General features: G+C 67.1%; 20 protein-coding genes and 1 pseudogene. 10 read left to right on the top strand and 11 right to left on the bottom strand.

The features are described 5' to 3' along the window. Window positions 1-12 precede the first annotated feature (12 nt). Complete coding sequence (locus ACZ5PO_RS14155) at window positions 13-678, bottom strand: peroxiredoxin (protein ID WP_464194460.1); 666 nt, start codon at window positions 676-678, stop codon at window positions 13-15. Between the two features lie 138 nt (window positions 679-816). Here ACZ5PO_RS14155 and ACZ5PO_RS14150 point away from each other — a divergent pair, with 138 nt between their 5' ends. From ACZ5PO_RS14150 to ACZ5PO_RS14140, 3 genes are all read left to right on the top strand, one after another. After that, window positions 817-2532: a BTAD domain-containing putative transcriptional regulator gene (locus ACZ5PO_RS14150; RefSeq protein WP_464194458.1), complete on the top strand. Its 1716-nt coding sequence runs from the start codon at window positions 817-819 to the stop codon at window positions 2530-2532. Between the two features lie 78 nt (window positions 2533-2610). Next, window positions 2611-3003 (top strand): barstar family protein, encoded by a 393-nt coding sequence (locus tag ACZ5PO_RS14145; protein WP_464194456.1) that lies wholly within the window; start codon window positions 2611-2613, stop codon window positions 3001-3003. A gap of 279 nt (window positions 3004-3282) precedes the next feature. Beyond that, window positions 3283-4125, top strand: a complete 843-nt coding sequence (locus ACZ5PO_RS14140; RefSeq protein WP_464194454.1) for an alpha/beta fold hydrolase — start codon at window positions 3283-3285, stop codon at window positions 4123-4125. A 125-nt stretch (window positions 4126-4250) separates the two neighbouring features. Here ACZ5PO_RS14140 and ACZ5PO_RS14135 read toward each other — a convergent pair whose 3' ends face one another. Together ACZ5PO_RS14135 and ACZ5PO_RS14130 are read right to left on the bottom strand one after the other, a co-directional pair. After that, a complete protein-coding gene (locus ACZ5PO_RS14135; RefSeq protein WP_464194452.1) occupies window positions 4251-4907 on the bottom strand; it encodes a methyltransferase family protein in 657 nt (218 codons plus the stop codon). Between the two features lie 228 nt (window positions 4908-5135). Further along, window positions 5136-6566 (bottom strand): TIGR00366 family protein, encoded by a 1431-nt coding sequence (locus ACZ5PO_RS14130; protein WP_464194450.1) that lies wholly within the window; start codon window positions 6564-6566, stop codon window positions 5136-5138. Window positions 6567-6666: 100 nt separating this feature from the next. Here ACZ5PO_RS14130 and ACZ5PO_RS14125 point away from each other — a divergent pair, with 100 nt between their 5' ends. The 4 genes from ACZ5PO_RS14125 to ACZ5PO_RS14110 all read left to right on the top strand — a co-directional run bounded on the left by ACZ5PO_RS14125 (window position 6667) and on the right by ACZ5PO_RS14110 (window position 9727). Then, the gene (locus tag ACZ5PO_RS14125) at window positions 6667-7359 is read left to right on the top strand and encodes a GntR family transcriptional regulator (protein WP_464194448.1); all 693 of its coding nucleotides are present in this window, start codon (window positions 6667-6669) and stop codon (window positions 7357-7359) included. Window positions 7360-7950: 591 nt separating this feature from the next. Next, complete coding sequence (locus ACZ5PO_RS14120) at window positions 7951-8169, top strand: rubredoxin (protein ID WP_464194446.1); 219 nt, start codon at window positions 7951-7953, stop codon at window positions 8167-8169. Between the two features lie 29 nt (window positions 8170-8198). After that, window positions 8199-9002 carry a pirin family protein gene (locus ACZ5PO_RS14115; protein ID WP_464194444.1) on the top strand — a complete coding sequence of 268 codons (804 nt, stop codon included), beginning with the start codon at window positions 8199-8201 and terminating at the stop codon, window positions 9000-9002. 167 nt (window positions 9003-9169) lie between these two features. Then, window positions 9170-9727, top strand: a complete 558-nt coding sequence (locus tag ACZ5PO_RS14110; protein WP_464194443.1) for a tautomerase family protein — start codon at window positions 9170-9172, stop codon at window positions 9725-9727. A gap of 225 nt (window positions 9728-9952) precedes the next feature. On the opposite strand, the gene ACZ5PO_RS14105 is transcribed toward ACZ5PO_RS14110, so the two are convergent. Continuing rightward, window positions 9953-10705 (bottom strand): response regulator transcription factor, encoded by a 753-nt coding sequence (locus ACZ5PO_RS14105; RefSeq protein WP_464194441.1) that lies wholly within the window; start codon window positions 10703-10705, stop codon window positions 9953-9955. A 918-nt stretch (window positions 10706-11623) separates the two neighbouring features. Here ACZ5PO_RS14105 and ACZ5PO_RS14100 point away from each other — a divergent pair. Beyond that, window positions 11624-12517 (top strand): Hint domain-containing protein, encoded by an 894-nt coding sequence (locus ACZ5PO_RS14100; RefSeq protein WP_464194439.1) that lies wholly within the window; start codon window positions 11624-11626, stop codon window positions 12515-12517. Between the two features lie 483 nt (window positions 12518-13000). On the opposite strand, the gene ACZ5PO_RS14095 is transcribed toward ACZ5PO_RS14100, so the two are convergent. From ACZ5PO_RS14095 to ACZ5PO_RS14080, 4 genes are all read right to left on the bottom strand, one after another. Continuing rightward, window positions 13001-13243 (bottom strand): hypothetical protein, encoded by a 243-nt coding sequence (locus ACZ5PO_RS14095; RefSeq protein ID WP_464194437.1) that lies wholly within the window; start codon window positions 13241-13243, stop codon window positions 13001-13003. Window positions 13244-13614: 371 nt separating this feature from the next. Continuing rightward, a complete protein-coding gene (locus tag ACZ5PO_RS14090; protein ID WP_464194435.1) occupies window positions 13615-13779 on the bottom strand; it encodes a hypothetical protein in 165 nt (54 codons plus the stop codon). Window positions 13780-13904: 125 nt separating this feature from the next. Next, the gene (locus ACZ5PO_RS14085) at window positions 13905-14174 is read right to left on the bottom strand and encodes a hypothetical protein (protein ID WP_464194433.1); all 270 of its coding nucleotides are present in this window, start codon (window positions 14172-14174) and stop codon (window positions 13905-13907) included. Window positions 14175-14187: 13 nt separating this feature from the next. Continuing rightward, window positions 14188-14829, bottom strand: a complete 642-nt coding sequence (locus tag ACZ5PO_RS14080; protein WP_464194431.1) for a TetR/AcrR family transcriptional regulator — start codon at window positions 14827-14829, stop codon at window positions 14188-14190. Between the two features lie 82 nt (window positions 14830-14911). On the opposite strand from ACZ5PO_RS14080, the gene ACZ5PO_RS14075 reads away from it, so the two are divergent. Further along, entirely contained in the window at window positions 14912-15337 is a 426-nt protein-coding gene (locus ACZ5PO_RS14075; RefSeq protein ID WP_464194429.1) for an ester cyclase, read from the top strand. Window positions 15338-15380: 43 nt separating this feature from the next. Next, the gene (locus tag ACZ5PO_RS14070; RefSeq protein ID WP_464194427.1) at window positions 15381-15716 is read left to right on the top strand and encodes a DoxX family protein; all 336 of its coding nucleotides are present in this window, start codon (window positions 15381-15383) and stop codon (window positions 15714-15716) included. Between the two features lie 359 nt (window positions 15717-16075). On the opposite strand, the pseudogene ACZ5PO_RS14065 reads toward ACZ5PO_RS14070, so the two are convergent. The 3 genes and pseudogenes from ACZ5PO_RS14065 to ACZ5PO_RS14055 all read right to left on the bottom strand — a co-directional run bounded on the left by ACZ5PO_RS14065 (window position 16076) and on the right by ACZ5PO_RS14055 (window position 18831). Further along, window positions 16076-17298, bottom strand: a pseudogene (locus ACZ5PO_RS14065) (extracellular catalytic domain type 1 short-chain-length polyhydroxyalkanoate depolymerase). A 111-nt stretch (window positions 17299-17409) separates the two neighbouring features. Continuing rightward, window positions 17410-17826, bottom strand: coding sequence for a CopG family transcriptional regulator (locus ACZ5PO_RS14060; protein ID WP_464194425.1), 417 nt, complete (start codon window positions 17824-17826; stop codon window positions 17410-17412). Window positions 17827-17934: 108 nt separating this feature from the next. After that, window positions 17935-18831 (bottom strand): LysR family transcriptional regulator, encoded by an 897-nt coding sequence (locus ACZ5PO_RS14055; RefSeq protein ID WP_464196828.1) that lies wholly within the window; start codon window positions 18829-18831, stop codon window positions 17935-17937. Window positions 18832-19034 lie beyond the last annotated feature (203 nt).

Genomic DNA, 19034 nt, shown 5'->3' with positions numbered 1-19034 from the left:
AACCGCTCCGTGTCAGGTCAGCACGGGCTGCGGCACGATGCGGATGTAGGGCTTGGGCTCCTTCCAGCCCTGCGGGTAGAGCTGCCGGGCTTCGTCGTTGGAGACGGAGCCGGCGATGATCACCTCGTCGCCCGGCCGCCAGTTGACCGGTGTGGCGAGGCGGTGCTTGGCGGTGAGCTGGAGGGAATCGACGACGCGCAGCACCTCGTCGAAGTTGCGGCCGGTGGTCATGGGGTAGGAGATCACCAGCTTGATCTTCTTGTCCGGCCCGATGACGTAGACGTTGCGCACGGTCTGGTTGTCGGCGGCGGTGCGGCCTTCGGCGCTGTCCCCGGCGGCGGCCGGCAGCATGTCGTAGGCCTTGGAGACGGCGAGCGTCGGGTCGCCGATCATGGGGAAGTTCGGCGCGATGCCCTGGGTCTCGGCGATGTCGGCGGCCCAGCCCGCGTGCCTGTCGATCGGATCGACGGACAGGCCGATGATCTTGACGCCGCGCTTGTCGAACTCGGGCTTCAGGCGCGCCATGTAGCCCAGTTCCGTGGTGCAGACCGGCGTGTAGTCCTTGGGGTGCGAAAACAGGATGCCCCAGTCCTTGCCCAGCCATTGGTGGAACGAGATCGGGCCTTCGGTGGTATCGGCGGTGAAGTCGGGTGCCATGTCGTTAATGCGAAGTGACATGATTGATCCCCTCCGTGTCGGGTGCGACGATGGGGGAACGATAGGGCGTCACTGTTCCGCGAGCGTTCCCCGACTGGCCTTTCGTTGTGGCGAGCCGTCCGCACCGCTCGGATTTCATCCTCCCGGGAGGGGCACGGCTTGAAGGTCTTCATCCAGCTGCTGGGACGTTTCGCCGTCCACGTCGATGGCCAGGAGGTCCCCGCCGCGGCCTGGAAGCGCGATCGCGCCGCGGCCATCGTAAAGCTCCTCGCCGTATCGCCGCAGCACAGGGTTCACCGCGAGCAGGCGATGGAGGCCTTCTGGCCGGACCTCGACGTGGAGCTGGCCGGCGCCAACCTCCGCAAGGCGGTCCACTTTGCGCGGCGCGCGATGGGCGCGCACGATCTGATCGTGGTCAACAAGGAGACCGTCGCCTTTTCCGCGGACGTCGTGCTCGATACCGACGCCGCACGGCTCGAAGCGGCGGCGGCGCTCGCGCTGCGCAGCGGTGATCCCGTAGCCTGCCGCGCGGCCGCCGATCTCTATGGCGGGACCCTGTTGCCGGACGACCGTTTCGTGGAATGGCTGGACGCGCCGCGATACCAGCTGCAGCGGCTGTACGCGGACGTGCTGCGCACGGGCCGGCTCTGGCGGCAGTTGATCGCGCTCGACCCCACGGACGAGGATGCCCAGTGCGCCCTGATGCAGGCGGCGCTGGATGCCGGCAACCGGACCGAGGCCATCCGCCAGTTCGATCAGCTACGCGAGCGGCTGCACGCGGAACTGGGGGTCGGGCCGAGCAAGGCCGCGATCACGCTCTATGAGCGCGCGCTGTCGCTCTCCGGCGTCGAGCCCGCCACGCCGGCCGAGCGCATCCGGGCCTCCCTGGCCTGGGCGCTCGTGCATCTGCAAAGCGGCGAGTTCGACAAGGCCGCCGAGCTCGCCCGCGAGACGCGGGCGCAGGCGCTCGCCGCGGGCCTCGGGCGCGAGGTGGGCGAGGCCGGCGCCGTGCTCGGGCTCACCGCGCACATGCAGGGCCGCTGGCGGGAGCTGTTCCACGACGAGTTCATCGCCTGGGTGCGCAGCGGCAGCGACTTCGTGCCGGCCGTCTTCGACGGCCACCTGTGCCTCGCCGAATTCTGCCTGTGCGATGCCGCGGGCCACGCCGCGATCGCCGAATCGGCGGAGGAGCTGCTGGCCGTGGCGGAAGACGCGGGCTCCGCGGCGGGCAGAGGCCTGGCCTGCCTGATCCTCGGCGAGATCGCCCGCTGCGCGGGGCAGCTCGACGAGGCGGAACGGCTGCTGAGCGATGCGGAGCGCCTGCTCGGCGAGGCGAACGCGGTGTCGGGGCGCGTGCTGGTGCTCGAGCGCCAGGCGGAGATCGCCCTGGCGCGCGGCCAGAAATGGCGGGCGGGCCGCCTCGTCCAGAAGGCCCTCGCCGATGCCGGCCGGTCGTGGCTGGCGAACCACCTGGTGCTGCGCCTGCAGGCCCTGGCCGTCCGCGCGGCGACGCGCGAGGACAAGATCGCCGAAGCGATCCTGGCCGGCGACCGGCTGCTGACGCCACGCGCCTGCCAGCCCTGCTCCATGGCGCTGCGCACCGCGTCGGCGATCGCGTTGGCGCAGGCCGGCCAGCTCGAGCAGGTCGACCGGCGCCTCAACGAGGCCGAGCGGATCGCCGGCATGTGGCAGGGCGGGCCATGGGCCGCCGCCCTGTGGGAAGCGCGCGGGGTGCAGCGGCAGGCCCAGGGCAACGGCATGCGAGCCGTGGCGGCCTTCGCGGAGGCCGCGGACCGATACCAGGATCTGGGCAGGCCCCTCGACCAGGCGCGCTGCCTCGGCCGCCTGGCAGAAGCGATGCCGAAGGCGTCGTGACGGGAGCGCCTCCCGATCGGGAAAGGGCCCTACCGGCACCCGCGTCATCGGCTTGAAACACCGGCCGGATCGGTTTCGTTGAAAAAAAGCCTCACCATCGACGGCAACAACATTCGCGACATCGCCTCGTTCTACGCGGAGATCAACCGTGTGTTCATGGCCGATGAGGACTGGACGCTCGGCCCCAGCCTGGACGCCCTGAACGACCTGCTCTACGGCGGCTACGGCGCGCTCGCGGGCGGCGCACCCGCCGCGCTGGTCTGGCTGAACATCGAGAAGAGCAGGGCCGACCTGGGCTTCGAGGCCACGCGGGCGTTCTATCGGAACAAGCTGCTGCATCCCGGGCAATACGACGTCGAGCGGATCAACAAAGACCTCGCCGCGCTGGAGACCGGCACCGGCGCGACTTTCTTCGAGATCGTGCTGGAGATCATCGCCGACCATCCCAACATCGAGCTGATCCCGCGGTAGCCGCGGCCCGACGGCGGACGCCGGGGACGGCCGCACCGACGCGAGCTGCCCGGAGCCCTCGCGCAGCCTCCTCCGCCTCGCCGCTCGTCCCGGCGACACGCCGGGCGCCCTCGCGAGGATGGCAGCGGCGTGGCACGCGTCGGTTCTCCTGCGCCGGTCCGCTCTCTATATGTGCCGGTGCGCGGTGCGGCAGGCACCGCGCCGCTCGGTGGCCCGGCGGCGCCTCCCGCTGCGGCCTTCGCGCAGATCATCCCGGACGATCAGCGACAGGAGCACACCATGAGCAGCGGTTACGTCACGACGAAGGACGGGGTCGAGATCTTCTACAAGGATTGGGGCCCGAAGGACGCGCAGCCGATCGTGTTCCACCACGGCTGGCCGCTGTCGGCGGACGATTGGGACAGCCAGATGCTGTTCTTCCTCCAGCACGGCTACCGCGTCATCGCCCACGACCGGCGCGGCCACGGCCGCTCCAGCCAGGTGAGCGAGGGCCACGACATGGACCACTACGCCGCCGACGCCGCCGCGGTGGCCGCACACCTCGACTTGAGGAACGCCGTGCACATCGGTCACTCCACCGGCGGCGGCGAGGTGGCGCGCTACGTCGCCCAGCATGGCGAGCCGCAGGGCCGCGTCGCCAAGGCGGTGCTGGTCAGCGCCGTGCCGCCGCTGATGCTGAAGACCGCGGCCAACCCCGGCGGCCTGCCGATCGAGGTGTTCGACGGCTTGCGCGCCGGGCTCGCCGCCAACCGCGCGCAGTTCTTCCTCGATGTGGCCTCCGGGCCGTTCTACGGCTTCAACCGGCCGGGCGCGACGCCGTCTCAGGGCGTCATCTGGAACTGGTGGCGGCAGGGCATGATGGGCAGCGCCAAGGCCCACTACGAGGGCATCAAGGCCTTCTCCGAGACGGACCAGACCGAGGACCTGAAGGCGATCAGCGTGCCGACCCTGGTCCTGCACGGGGACGACGACCAGGTGGTGCCGATCGACGACGCCGGCCGCCTCTCGGTCAAGCTGGTGCAGAACGGCACCCTGAAGGTCTATCCGGGCTATCCCCACGGCATGCTCACCACCCATGCCGACGTCCTCAACCCGGACCTCCTCGCCTTCGTGAAGGGCTGAGCGCGTCCTGATCGGGCGGAAGCACCCGATCAGAGAGAAGCCGCAGCACCCCACTGCCCCGAGGCCGCGATCCCGCCATCGCGGCCTCCCCCCTCCTCTCTCCGCCGGCCCGGCGGGCCGTCTCCTCAATAGAGCCCCGGCAGCAGCCTCCAGGTCTTGGCCCGGTAGGCCTCGTAGGCGGCGCCGAACTCCGTTGCCAGCAGCGCCTCCTCGGCGCGGATGCGCGCCGCGATGGGCACCAGCGCGGCGGCCGCCAGCAGCAGGCCGACGCCCGAGCGGAAGGCGAGCGCCCAGCCCGCCAGCAGCACGATCATGCCGAGGTAACTCGGGTGGCGGATGCGCGCGTAAAGGCCCGTCGTCTGGAGCGTGTGCTCGGGCTGGATGGCGACGAGGCCGCTGAAGCGCCGCCCCAGCACGAAGACCGGCGCCAGCCGCAGCGCCCCGCCGGCGGCGTAGAGCGCCACGCCCAGCCAGCGCACGCCGTCGCCGCCAAAGGCGAGGATGTCGCGCCGGTCCGTCCAGGCCGGCGCCCAGGCGATGAGCAGGCCCAGCACGCCCAGCGCCGCGATCACCCAGCGGTTGGAGCGATCCTCGCGGAGGCCCGCATCGAGGCTGGCCGCGGTGAACCACGAGGCGACGACAAGGGCGGCCGTCACGACCGTGAGCGCAACGAACGGAGCTTGCGAGAAGAAGGCCGCCGGCCCGCCCCAGCCGATGATGGCGAGGGCGATGAACAGGGCGGTCGACAGCAGACCGGCGACGGCGAGCTTGGACGATGTCATGAGCCTATCCCCGACGCGTACGAGCGCGCGCCCACGGCGGAGCGCGCTGCGGCGGGCGCCCTGCCTCTATCTGGGGCGCCCCGCCGGTGGCGGCCAGCGTGCCGCCGCGCCTGGCTACGGGGAGCGAGATCCCCAAAAATGGATGCCGGCTCTTGGGCAAGATCAGGCTTAGAGAACGACATAGAGCGGGATGATGCATCGAAGAAAAAATCATCCCGCTCCAGGCGTTCAGGGAGGCACCGGCGGCACGTAACTGAAGGTCGACATCAGGACGGCGCCGAGAGCGAGCGCGACGGGGAAATGAACGACGAACTGGATCGCGGTAAAGCCGACGATATCCTTCGCCTTGAGCCCGAGTATGCCGAGCAGCGGCAGCATCCAGAAGGGGTTGATGAAGTTGGGCAGCGTCTCCGACAGATTGTAGATCATCACGGTCCAGCCGAGATGGGCGCCGACGGCATTGGCGGCCGCCGCCACATAGGGCGCCTCGATGATCCATTTGCCGCCGGCGGACGGAATGAAGAGGCCGAGAAACGCCGAGTAGATCCCGACGAGGATCGAGAACGCCGTCGGGCCCGACGAGGCGCCGATGAACAGCGAGGCGATGCTGTCGCTGAGCGTCACGCCGGCGCCGTTCGGCGTCGACGTGAGCATGTTCGCCATGCCGGCGTAGAACGGGAACTGGAGCAGCACCCCGGCCGTGCTGGGCACCGCCCGCGCGAAGGCGTCCGCAAGGCTCTGCGGCCGCCAGTGCAGCAGGATGCCGAGCAACAGGAAGACGAAGTTGTAGGTGTTGAGCCCGGACAGATGCAGGAGCGGGTTGCCCTTGGCGAAGGTCATGGCGACCCAGCCGAGGCCGAGAACGACGACGAGAATCGAGAGAACCGGGCTGTAGGCGAGATAGTCGCCGGGCCGAAGCGGCGCATCCCGCGGCGACGCCTCGGCCGGCGCCAGATCGACGCCGAGGTCTTCGGCCGTCCTGGCGAGAGGATCTGTCGGCGCCGTCAGATAGCAGACCAAGGCCGAGACCAGCGTGACGGCCACGATGGTCAGCCCGTTCTGCCAGGTCAGAATCGTCTGTGAGAAGCCGATGACGCCGGTGATCGGCAGCAGGCTCGGCGGGATGCTGGCGGGATTGGCCTGCAGCTGGGCCGCGGACGAGGTGATGCCGAGCGTGAAGCCGCAGCCGAGCCCGAGATAGGCGGCCGCGCCCGCGGCGCGATAATCCAGCCTGAGGTCGCGGCGCCGCGCCATCTCGCGCACCAGCAGGCCCGAGAAGATCAGGCTGAGGCCCCAGTTGAGAAGCGACAGGGCGATGCTCAGGACGCCGACGAAGACGACGGCGTCGCGGCCGCCGGAGGGGCGGCGGGCAAGCCAGCGCAGCAACGCGGCCGCGGCCGGCGACGTCGCCACGATGTGGCCGCCGATGGCGACATAGGCCATCTGCATGGTGAAGGGGATGAGAGCCCAGAAGCCGTCGCCGAAGGATTGGCCGACGGCGACCGGCGGGGCGCCGTGCAGCATCGCGGCCAGAGCCACCAGCACGACGCCGGCGAGTACGAACACATAGGCGTCCGGAAACCAGCGATCGGCCACGTCGACGAAACGGGCGGACCATCTCCCGGCACCCGCCCGATGCTGTTCCTCGCTGCCCCGCATACCGATGCCTCCCCGGGGCGGCATGATGCATCACAGCGGCAGGCTGGCAAGGCTGGAGGATTGAAAGCGCGTTAGTAACGCGCTACATGTCGACACCATGATGACATTGGATCGACCCACGGACGGCAATCTCCGCGAGCAGGTGCTGCAGCAGGTGCGCTCGGAGATCATCTCCGGCCAGAGCGCCCCGGGTGCCATGTATTCGGTGCCCAGCCTGGCGGCGACGCTGGGCGTCTCGACGACGCCGGTACGGGAGGCGCTGCTGGAGCTGGCCCGCGCCGGGCTGATCGAGCCGCTACGCAACCGTGGCTTCAAGGTCGTCGCCCCGACGCTCAGCCAGCTGCGCAACCTTTTCGACATGCGCGAGCTGCTCGAGGTCTACGCCATCGAGCTGGCGGCCCTGAAGCGCCGCAAAGACCTGGCGCCGCTGCGGCTGCGGGCCGACGAGGTGAGCCGCTCGGTGAGCTCGGGCAGCGTGTCCGACTATCTGGAGACGGACCGGCAGTTCCATCAGGCGCTGGTCGAGCTGGCCGACAACGAGCTGCTGACCGAGACCGTGATGGCGCTGCGCGACAAGATGCGGCTCTACGGCATTAGCACCGAACCCGGCAAGGAACGCCAGCGCGAGTCCGTCGACGAGCACTACCGCTTCATCGAGCTGGTCGACATCGGCGACGCCGAGGGCGCCAAGACCCTGATGAAGCACCATATTCGCACCTGGCAGCCGATCTTCACCGACGCCCTGCTGCAGGCCGCCCGGCCGCCTTCACGCGAGCCTGCCCCGCTGCGCTAGGCCGGAGCTGGTCCTGCCGGCGCTGAGGCGGTGGGAGCCCACCCCCACCAGTCCCTTCCGCTTCGCACGGGACAGCCCCACAGGGGGGAGGCCGTTCGTCTAGCCGCCCCGCCAACTCTCCAAGGCCGCAAGCAAGCGCCCCCCTCCCCCACGAAGTGGCGGGAGGGGTAGGGGTGGGGAGCGGTCAAGCTTGCGTTACGCTTGCAGAACAAGAGCTTAGGCTGCAGCCTCAGATGCGTGAATCCAACAGCACTTGGCGGGGGGGGGGGGGGAGCGAGGCGCTTCTGCTTGCAAGCGTCTAGCTTTAGGCTGAGCGGCCGGCCGACCGACATCCCCCTTGCAGGGGGCTGGACAACGAGCGGAGGGATTGGTGGGGCCAGCCTCCACCGCCTCGACGATCACGGAATCTTCCGCCGCATGACGTGAGCGTTCGATAGCCGCTCGGCGCACAAACCACGTCCAGCCGCACCTCTCGGCCCGCGAAAAATCCGCCTCGATCGCGAATCCCCCTTGCGCCCTCTCGTCGCCAAGAGTAAGTAGAGCGTCACACGTCGCGTGTAGCGCGTTACACATTACAACATGGAGGCAGCGATGATTGACGACCCCTTCAAGCGGCTGATGTGTCTCGGCTGCGGCTTCTCCTACGACGAGGCCCTCGGCTTGCCCGAGCACGGCCTGGCGGCCGGCACCCGCTGGGCCGACGTCCCCGACGACTGGGTGTGCCCGGACTGCGGCACCCCCAAGCACATGTTCGAGATGGTGGTGATCGGCTACGCGGCCGGCGGCCCCGATCTCGCCCGCGTCGCGTGACCCAGCATTACCCCAGGGAGCAACGAGCCATGAGCAATCAGTTCATCATCCGCAACGCAGACCGCGGCCACGACATGATCAAGTCCGACGGGTCGCGGTCCTCCTACATCGCAGGCCATCCCGATGGTTTCGTCACGCGGGCGTCGAGCTTCAACTTCCACGAATACCAGGGTGGACGACCGGGCTTCGGACCGATCCGTGTCTTCGGCGACGAGATCTTCCACGGGGCGGGTTGCGGCTACAACATGCACCCGCACCACAACTTCGTCATCTGCGCCTTCGTCTTCGCCGGCGAGCTGACCCACATCAACACCGCCGGCACCGGCATGGTCGATCAGCTCAAGGCCGGGGACTACTACGTCTTCTCCTCGGGCTCGGGCGGCAAGCATTCCGAGCTCAGCGTCACGCCGGAGGACATGCACGCCATCTACCTCTGGCTGCTTCCGGAGCAGCTCTACCTGCCGCCGACCTATCACCGCGCCCACTTCGATTTCCGCACCCGGCGCAACGAGATCGTGCAGCTCGTCGGCGACGGCGACGGCGCCCTGCCGATCCCGCAGGACCTGCGCGTCTCGCGCCTGATGGCCGACAAGGGCCGCTCGTTTCCCTATCGGCTCCGCAGCCCGTCGCACGGGGCCTATGTCTTCGTGCGGGAGGGCTCGGTGCGCTGCGGCGACACCGTGCTCGGCCGGCGCGACAGCTTGGGCCTCTGGGCCGTCGAGGCGTTCGACCTCGAGGTGCTCGAGGACGACAGCGACGTGATGATCACCGAGACCATCATGATCGACGACGCCAACATCAAGGCATGGGAGAGCGAGCATGCCGGCCACTGAGCGCGCGCACGCCGACGGCGCCGACGGCCGCCTGCGGCCGCCGGCGCCCGCCCCCGCGCCGGGCGGGCTCTCGGCAGAGCCCCGCCCCTGCCCCCGGCGCGACAGCTGCCGGTCGCTCATCCGCCAGACCAGGCGCACCGACACGGGCTGCCGGAAAGGAAACTGACATGCCGATCATGACTGTCCACTACGGCGCCGGCGATCTCGACGAGACCCGCAAGGCCGCTCTCGCCAAAAAGCTCACCGACGTGATGATCCGCATGGAGGGTGGCGCCAACACCAGAGGCGGCCGCGCCTTCGCCTGGGTGCTGTTCAACGAGCTGGCCCGCGGCGACTGGTGGGCCGGCGGCGAGACCGGCAACGCCTACGTCGCCCCGCCCGGGCGCTTCCTTGTCCACGTCAACATTCCCGAAGGCTATATGAACGGCGAGCACAAGAGCGAGGTGCATCGCTGGGTGACCGACGCCGTCCTCGCCGCGACGGGCACCGCGGGCGCCGACGCCGGGGCGAGCATCCAGGTGGTCATCGACGAGGTGCCGGAGGGCAACTGGGCCGCCGCCGGCCACACCATCAGCCTCGCCAGCATCGCCGACAGCGTCGGCCTCTCCAAGAGCGGCAGCCGCTTCGCCTGGTCGAAGACCTATTTCGCCGCCAAGGCCCGCGCCCGCGCCGCCGCCGGCTATCCGGCCGACACGGGAGGCCTGTGGGCGGACCAGGCGGGCTGAGATCGCAGACATCGCGGCTAGCCGGCGGAGGGGGACGATGCACCGCGTCGTCCCCTTCGTCCCTGCTCTTGGGGGCCCTTGCCTCTGCGAAGGAACGCTGCCTGACGCTTGACGGCGCGGCCGCCGGCTTCGGGACGAGGCAACCCACACGTTGGCTTTCCTCCGGCTCACGCCGGCGTTGCGACGAGCACGAGCCGCCCGGACGGAGAGCCGTTCAGCTCTGCGTCAAGCGGAATCCTGAACAGGCTCCATCGCAGCTTCTTTCTCCATGGACGCGCTCAAGATCTCGCTCGCCAATATCGCGACCTCGGTTCGATTCTTAGCTCGCAACTTCTTCATGATGTTTCGAATATGGACTTTAACTGTAGCAGACGAAATCTTTAATTCTTCGGCCAACTCCTTGTTGCTTTTCCCTGAAGCGAGCTTCGACACTATCAATAGCTCCTGAGGAGTAAGTGCCCTTTGTTCCGGCGCGGAAGAGGGGCTGGAAAACCTTCGCTCGGCCGCCAAGGAAATGTCAGGACTCACGAAGGTGCCGCCAGCCGCGACGAATTCCAGCTCCATGGTGACGATACTAACATCGGTGTGATCGGAGATGTACCCGGAGACGCCTATGGCGAGGGCTGCGGACGCAGCATCCCTGCTTCTCTCCCGAGTTATGCTTGCGATGCGCGGCGGGCTTTCGACCGACTGAATCGTGTTAACGCTACGCGCTAGGTCATATGTATTATAGATCTGATCTAGTAATATAATTAAATCTGTCTTGCTAGACAATTCGCTCTTCATCCATGTCGACAAATCTGGGAACCCGACAACTTCGCGACCTTTTGCATTTAGGCATCTAGCGACGCAGTCACGTTGAAATGGGCGCTCCTCAAGCACCACCCAATAAGACTTGGTTGAGGCTCTTGCCGGGCTTTCTTTCGCCGCCATCGCACCGCCTTCCCTGCCTGCCAGTCTTCTAATTGCCTTGGCCATGTCGTACGGAGTATCTCCGCACCCTCATTGGGGCTGCCGGACTGAGCCTTGAGCCGCCTGGCTAGTCAACCACAAATAGCTGGCACACTGCGCGTCGCTTGCTCGCGCCGATCGAGCCTTTCATTGGGGGCAGCCACAGCCATCACCTCCAGGCGACGCATTCCGCTCTACTTCTGCATACCTATTTCGGAGGTGGAGAACGCGGCGTAAACGACAACTTTCGCTTGAAGTCGTAGCTGGGAGGATTGCCTGAAGCGCTCGATCTCGGCGCGATGCTCGCTCGCCCGGCCCAATCGCGGAGTCGGGCCGCATCGCGCCATTTTCGGGCCTAGAGCAACCTGGGCCACGAACGCGCATATACCTCTATTGGCGAATGGAAATTGAAATTTCTAATCTTGATACCACAATAGGATTATAAATAATACCTATATTGTCGTACACCATCTAAGCATATCTGCCTTTGTTGTATAGCAATTTTGGTTGATGCGCCGCACTATTTTTGCTTAACCTCAGTCAGCTCCGAGTGGCAGCAGTGGGAAGAGGCCCCATGGAGATTTCCGAATGACGATTTTCGATATTGCCGGGCCGGAACCCTCCGACGCCTCGGTGCTAACGAATCTCGAACGAAGACTGTGGAAGCGGCGTAACGTCTGACCTGGAGCGCTTCGCGAATTGGCGGGATCATCCAATCGCAAGCGAAGCTTGCCAAATTTAAAAGCTTATGGGGGTTTCTCCGTCATTGGATGGTCCCAATCAATGACGAAGCGCTCCAGGCGAAGCGATCAGCAGCGCGCTTAGGCGTTTCTCGCTCCACTCCAACCCATCATCAGGTGTTGGCAGCACCGCTGATTTGAGTGGTTCCGCCCAGCGAGCGCTACCTCGTCTTGCGCTCATCATCCAGGCAACATGGAGCATACGATGGCAGATGTGTCCTACGCGCGATTCTACATCTACGATGTTGGAACGGGCTTGATCACCTCCGAGCAGGGCACCCCGGCCGATCCGGCGGTGCTGCATGCTCCGGAGCCTCCGACCGCACTGGGCGTTGGAGATACCGCCGACATCACCTTCCAGGGGGCCACGGCCACCTGGACCTATCAGGGCATCAGCGTCGATGGTCAGCCCTTCTTCGAGAGCGCCGACGGCACGACGCACATCTTTCTGTCGCCCAACGGCGCCCTCGATCCGGGCGACCCGGCGCCCCCGTTCGCTCCCGACGCTTACTGCTTCCTTGCCGGCACCATGATCGCGACGCCGGAAGGCGAGCGCGCGGTCGAGACGCTGGTGGCCGGTGATCTGGTCCTCACGGCCAATGGCGAAACCCGCCCTATCCTCTGGATTGGACGTCAGACCGTCGCCGCCGTGTTCGCCGACCCCATGCGCAGCTATCCGATCCGCATCGCTGCCGGCGCGCTTGCGGAAAGCGTTCCCGCCCGCGACCTCCACGTGTCGCCTGACCACGGCCTTCTGGTGGACGGCGTGCTCGTGCAGGCCAGCGCTCTGGTCAACGGCACGACGGTCACCCGCGCCGCCCCGCCGGAGGCGAAGTTCACCTACTACCACGTGGAACTCGAGGACCACGCCCTGGTGCTGGCCGAAGGCGTGCCGGCCGAGACCTTCGTCGACAACGTGGCTCGCCGCAACTTCGACAACTACGCGGAGTACGAAGCGCTGCTCGGCGAGACCCGCGGCCATATTCCCGAGCTGGAGCTGCCGCGGGTGAAGTCGGCCCGACAGCTGCCGCGGGCCGTGCGTGAGCGCCTGGCTGCACGGGCCGACGTGCTGGGATTTGAGACGAAGGCGGCTGCATAGCGCCGCCCGCGGATTGTGGCTTGCTGGTACGCCAGCGCCGCGATCAAGCGGCTGTCCAGTCGAAGATGGAGCCTGAAGGGCCGGCGCCGCTCCCGTGCGGCTGCCGGCCTTTCGCTTTGGCGGCGGCGCTTGCCGACGCGATCCGGCCCCGCTCTCGATGCGCCCGTCCGGTCGTCACACCCCCGACGCCATGTCGACAGGAGGGCCACGAAGAGCCCGGGGCTCCAGTCGGTGTCGCGGGCCGGGGCCACATCCGGCGGTCGGACGCAACGCTAGTGTGGTGGATCTGAAGTTCCTGCTCCCCACATGGCATCAACGTTCAGGAACTTCAGATCCATTAAACCACACTAGAATCATAGGGTTGCTAGTGTGGCTTAGGAATCCGAAATTCGCTCCGAACGATGCCCCGAGGTGGTGCGAATTTCGGATTCGCCACACTAGAGCATTTCGCAATTGAATGAGCATCATCCAATTTCGACATGTTCATAATCTTTTGAATCTGGAGCGCTTCGCTTGCGACTTCTGCGGAATAAGCTGGCTGGTCAGAAGTCCGGCCTGGGTCAGTTGTCGGCTTGCAGCGTCCGCATGATCGATCGCACGCGGACCTTGACGGTCTCCTCGGCGACCGCCGCGCTGGGCCGCAATCTGCTTGATCGACAAGCCCTTGGCGATGCGCAGCGCGACGAGAGGCCCGGCGGGCGACAGCGAATGAACGTCCGATGCCACGCGCTCCTCGGCCGCTGCCTAGTGAGCCGAGAGGATTACACGCGCGGACACCAAGGCGCCGCCCGCGACAACCATATCGAGAACCCGGGTCACGACCTGAAGGCTCATCGTCGTCAGAAGCGCGCTCGCCCCCTCGGACAGAGCGCAGCTCACGCAATTGGTATGGGCGCCAGCGGATATAATCACAACCACAGGCCGTACGAGGCGCTGCCGGATCATGTCCTCGGCCCGTCAGGCAGTCAGTGAAGGCAGCCGACCTTTTGAGCCCGGCTCAACCGTCGCGACTGCGGCGGTTGGTCGCTGCTCTCGCTCGGCCCGCGCCCCATGATCAGCCCCGAAAGGCACCGGAGCCCGCGGCCGTGCTCATCCCGTCAGCATCGAAGTGAGCCGTTCGGAGCATGCGCTGCGATCCCCGAGCCTATCAGGGACTCGCGCAAGAGGTATTCGATCGATGTCTTGCGCGTCGCCGGGCCCGGCTGCCCGGCGATATACTGGTCCAGCGCTTCGATCATCGACGGCGTCAGCTCAATCTCCATCCTACGCCTCGACGCGGCCCGCAACCTCGATTGTTGTCCTCAGATCCCACGCGCGATTGCCAACCGGCCGTTCACTGCCGCTCAACACCGAAAAAGGCGCCGCAGCGGGCACCCCGCTCCCGGCTTCAGTAGACGCCCGGCAGCAGGCGCCAAGTCCGGGCCCGATAGGCCTTAGGCGGCGCGCCGAACTGGCTTGCCAGCGACGCCTCTTCGGCGCGGATGCGCGCCACGATGGGCACGAGCGCCAGCGCCGCGAGCAGCAGGTCGACGCCGGAACGGAAGGCGAGCGCCCATCGGAAAGCGGACGTGACGGCACGGCGCCTCTCAGGCTGCTCCCGACCCGTAAGAGCCGTTGGGACGGTCCGCCGTCGGGCGTCGTGCCGACCGAGGGACATTGCCAGCGTCCCCTCAAGATGGCGCCCGACCGGCGCGCTCTCGTGACTGACGACGCGGTCGGGACGTCGTTCCCAGAAGGTCAAGAGCCGCTTCGATCTGGCGCTCGAAGACCTCGGGCGAAGGCGATCCCGTTCCCAGGACCAGCTCCTGATACGCGTCGCCCAGCGCGAGGTGGACGAGCTGCTCCGCGACGACCGGCGCCGTCGCCGCGTCGTGCTCGTCCGCCCATAGCTGGGCGATTGCAGCCCGGACCTGGCGCGGCCCCGCCTCCCAGAACAGTCGCCCCAGCTCCGGCATCCGCTCTGCTTCCGCGACGATGGCCCGGTAGAGGCGGACGCTGTCGGGGCTAGCGACGCCGGCCGTGAAGCTCAGCAACAGCTCGCGCAGCCGCTCGCGGGCCGGCAGCGACGTCGGCGGCGGCTGGACGACCTCGGGCGCACACATCGCTTCGACCAACGCCTCCACCAGCGCCTCCTTCGACCGGAAGTGGCGATAGATGGTCTGCTTACCCACGCCGGCTTCGGCGGCGACCGCATCCATCGAGCCCTGCGCAAACCCCTCGCGCATGAACACGGCGCGCGCGCCGTCGAGGATCGCCGCGCGCTTGGCGGGGTCGAGAGCGCGTCCGGGGCGTGGCGAGGCGGCAGGACTCATGAGGGGCCCTTGACGAGACTACTTAGTCTCGCCATGTCATTAATGCGAGACCGATTAGTCTCGCTTAAAGCAGGAGCCTCAGATGTCAACCGATCCAGCCAAGCTCGGCCACCTCTTCGCCGAGATCGTGTCCGGCCACGACATGTCGCGCTTCGATGAGATCGTCGCGCCCGGCTATGTGAACCACAACCCCTTCGCCGAGCCCGGCCCGGACGGCGTCAAGAAGGTCTTCGGGGCGATCATCGCGGGCGTGCCCGACCTCAAGGCGGTCGCCGAAGAGGTGTTCGTGTCGGCGGACGGCGCGCGCGTGGTGGGCCGCTACCGCTATGAGGGCACGCACACGGGCAACTTCCTCGGCTACCCCGCGACGGGCAATGCCTTCGCCATGCGCTCGATCGACATCTGGCGGGTCGAGGACGGACGCTTCGTCGAGCACTGGGACGAGCTCAACACCCTCGACATGTTCAGCCAGGTCGGCGGAGTGCCGCCGCTCGCTCCTCGGTCATGACGCGGCGGATTCCGGCGGCAAACCGGACGAGGAGAAGGCTTCCATGTCGGTAGGCGAGCTCATCGCGGTCGGGCTTCCGATCGCCCTCGGCGTCGTGTTGATCGGGGCCGGCGTGGTCAACTTCGTCGGCTCTCGATCGGTGCGCGACGCCTTCGCGCGCTGGGGCTATCCGGCCGGTTTTCATCGGGTGACGGGCGGCCTCGAGGCGACGACAGGGGCGCTGCTGCTGATCCCCGGGACCTCGCGCGCCGGTGCCATCGGCAGCGCCTTGATCCTGCTCGCCGCGGTGATCACCCTGATCCGTCATCGCGACTGGACGCACCTGCCGGGCGCCGTCCTGCTGACCGCGGCGGCGGTGGTGGTGACGATCCGCGGATAGCCGCACCGGCCGCGCCATCGCCATGATCGCGGAAAGCGATGCTCTAGTCGGCTGCTTCAGCCAACTTGCCAGTAATTGTGAATCTGGCTTTGAGTCTTTGAGTCGATTGATAGTCGGGTCAAGCCCGACTATGACGTTGAGGATAAAGGCTCTCCGTCTCCGCTCGTCATAGTCGGGCGTGACCCGACTATCCATCCACTTGAAAACTCAAGCGTCGCCATCGGGCACTTTCATTTCAGATTGGCTGAAGCGCCCCACTAGAGCGGGATGATTTATCTTCGAATCATCATCCCGCTCTAAGTCTTTGTTTTGAGCATGATCTTACCCAAAAACCGGCGTCCACTTTTTGGGATCATGCTCTAACCGGCCGTCCCGTCCTTTGCCGTCTGCTGAAGAAAGAAGCGCATCATCTCGCGGCTGGCATCCGGTCCACGCGGCTCGGTATAGGATCCAGCGGGACTGCCGCCCGACCAGGCGTGACCTGCGCCGTGCAGGAGCCACTGCTCGAGCACCGGCAAGCCCGACGGGCCTGTCTGGATCGTCCGCGTGAACCGCATGCCGCCCGCCGACGTGCCACGCTCGACCACCGTCTGAAGCTCGTCGGCGGCCCGTGCCTGCCAAATCACCTGGTCGCCGTTGATCGGGCTGACCGTCGTGTCCCGATCGCCGTGGAAGACGATCGTCGGCACGGCCCGCCCTCGCTTGGATCGATCCGGCTGGTTCACGGCCGGTGCGCCCGAGCGCATTGCGGCGAAGGCGGAGGCGACGTCGCGCGCCGCGCCGCACGCCAGCCCCGAATGCACCCCGATCGCCGCATAGAGATCGGGATAGGTCGCCCCCATGATCGCGGCTGCTGCGCCACCGGCGGACAGACCGGCGACGTAGACGCGGCCGGGGTCGACCGCGAGCTCGCCCATGATGCGACGGGTCATCCCGGCGATCAGCGACGGCTCGCCCCGCTCCCGCGTCTGGTCGGCCGGGCTGAACCAGTTCCAGCATTTCGATGCGTTGGCCGATGGGGCCTGCGCCGGATAAGCCACCAGGAACGTCTGCTCCTCGGCCAATTCGTTCATCCGCGTCCCCGCGGCAAAATCATCCGGCGATTGGGTGCAGCCATGCAGCATGACGAGGAGCGGACGCGCCTGCCCGTCGTACCCGCTCGGCACGAACAGCTTGTAGGTCCGGGTCCCGGCGCCGTTCGAGAAGCTGTGCTCGTCAAAGCGAGCCCCCCTCGGCAGCGGCGACGATCCGACGCCTGAAGGGGAGTCACTTGTCCGGCTTCGGCGGAGGACGCCGCGCCATCCCTCGGCCCCGGGCAATACGGTGCCGGGAGACGTCGTCATGCGAGGGGACGATGGGGGCGGCGTCCAGACGCCCCCGGTGTCGCGGGCGGCACCATGTCCAGGACCGACGCGGCTGGATCGGTGGTTGTCCCACGACGACCGGGGTTGGGACGCGACCAGCCGTCTTCGGTCGCTCCATTCCCGGCGGTACCGCGCAGCAGCGCCATCGCTTCGCTCAGCCGCCCCTCGCGCGTCAGGCGGGTGACTTCCTCCATGTCGACCATCGGAAAAGCTATCATCTGAATGGATCCTGTATTCTGTGATGGGCGCGGAAGCTGTCGCTTGCCCCTTCTTGCCAAGGGCATGGGTGCCCGGAAGGCCTTGGGAGCCCGACGGCGCGCGGGTGCCGATCAGCCGATGCGGTCGGCGAGAGCAGCCTTGATCTCCGGCGTGGCCTGCAAGGCGCCCAGCACGTGGAGGGATGAAATGGTCGCGAGCGCCAGTTCGGGCGACACGTCAGCCTCGATGACGACCAGGCCCAACACCTGGATCGCCAAGGTTTCGCCGGCGGCGCGCACGGCCTCCAGCTCACGCCGGCCGTACCGGCGCAGGCCCAGATCGAGCGCGTGGCGGGCGATGGATTTCTTGACCGTGTCGGAATGCCGGTCGAGCTGGTTTCGGATCGCCGTCCGGATGAAGTCCGTCCGGTTTGCGTAAAAGCTCTCCTCGACCAGCAGATCGATGTGCCCGAGGTCCACGTAGCCGAGGTTGATGGTGATCTTCTCGCTATCGCCGGTCTTGACGAGTGCCGGTCCTGTCTTCTGCACGCTGCCATCCCCTCACCATCCACGTGGATGGTATATGGAGGGTGCCGACGGGTCTTCAAGGCCGAACGCGGACCTCCGCTGCAAGCGTCGCCGGCGGCCTGCCGGGCGTCAGTCGCGCGATACGGACAGCCCCGCGAGAAGCGGCGCGTACGCGGCGAGCCTGCGGGATACGAACTCGGTGAAGAGCCGCACGCGCTTCGTCTTGCGTGTCTCGCCCTGTGTGAGAAGCCAAACCGTTCCGTACATGTGCAGGCCGGTGCCCGGCACCCTCACCAGCAGGGGGTCGGCATCTCCGACGAAGCACGGCAGCGTCGTCATCCCGAGCCCCTGCCGCGCCGCGACGATCTGCGCCTGGGCATCCGTGACCCTGAACGGAACCTCGGCGGTGCGAACCTCACCCTCGTGGGCCCAGTCCGGGATGCCATGAATGCTGATGACGATCCACCGGATGGGATCAGGCGCGCCCGCACGCCACGCGGCTAGTCGATCGCGGGACATGTAGACGCCGCCGAACACCTCCGGTCCCTTCAGGCCGTGCAGATTGAGCGGCAGGGTTTTGCGGTCGTAGACGACGCGGATCGCGACATCGGCCTCCCGGTTGGTCAGATTTGCCAGCTCGCCGGACGACAGGATGTCCATCTCGATGTCCGGATGCAGACGCGCGAAATCGGCGAAGTCCGGCATGAGCAGGTGCGTGGCGAGGGGCGGCGCCAGCGTCACCCGCAGGCGCCCGCGCACGCTCTGGTCGCGGCCGAAGACGCGCGTCTCCAGCTGGTGCGACGACGCTTCCATCTGGTCCGCGAACTCGAGGACCTCCTCGCCCGCAGCCGTCAGGCGGTAGCCCGAAGGCAGCTTTTCGAACATGTGCACCCCGAGGCGCTCCTCGAGCTGGGCGATGCGTCGCAGCACGGTCGAGTGGTTCACCCCGAGGCGCTCGGCAGCCGCCCGCACCGAGCCTCCGCGCGCGACGGCAAGAAAGTAGCGAACGTCATCCCAGTCGATCATGGTGCAATCCGGCACCGCGCGGTGCGCCTTCCAAAGCCCCGTGTCCAATACGTCGAACAGCATCCCGCATGTGGGTGCAACGGGCGGTCATCATAGCCTATGCCCACAGGCGCGGCACAATTCCGAACGGCGGACACCGATCGTCACGGCCGGCGTCGGTCGTCCAGCCGGATCGATTTCGCACCACCGCTGTGCGCGCCTCT

The organism is Chelatococcus sp. KU-N122, from assembly GCF_055391085.1.
The sequence above is the reverse complement of the archived record's forward strand: the minus strand, read 5'-3'. Positions and strand labels throughout refer to the sequence as shown.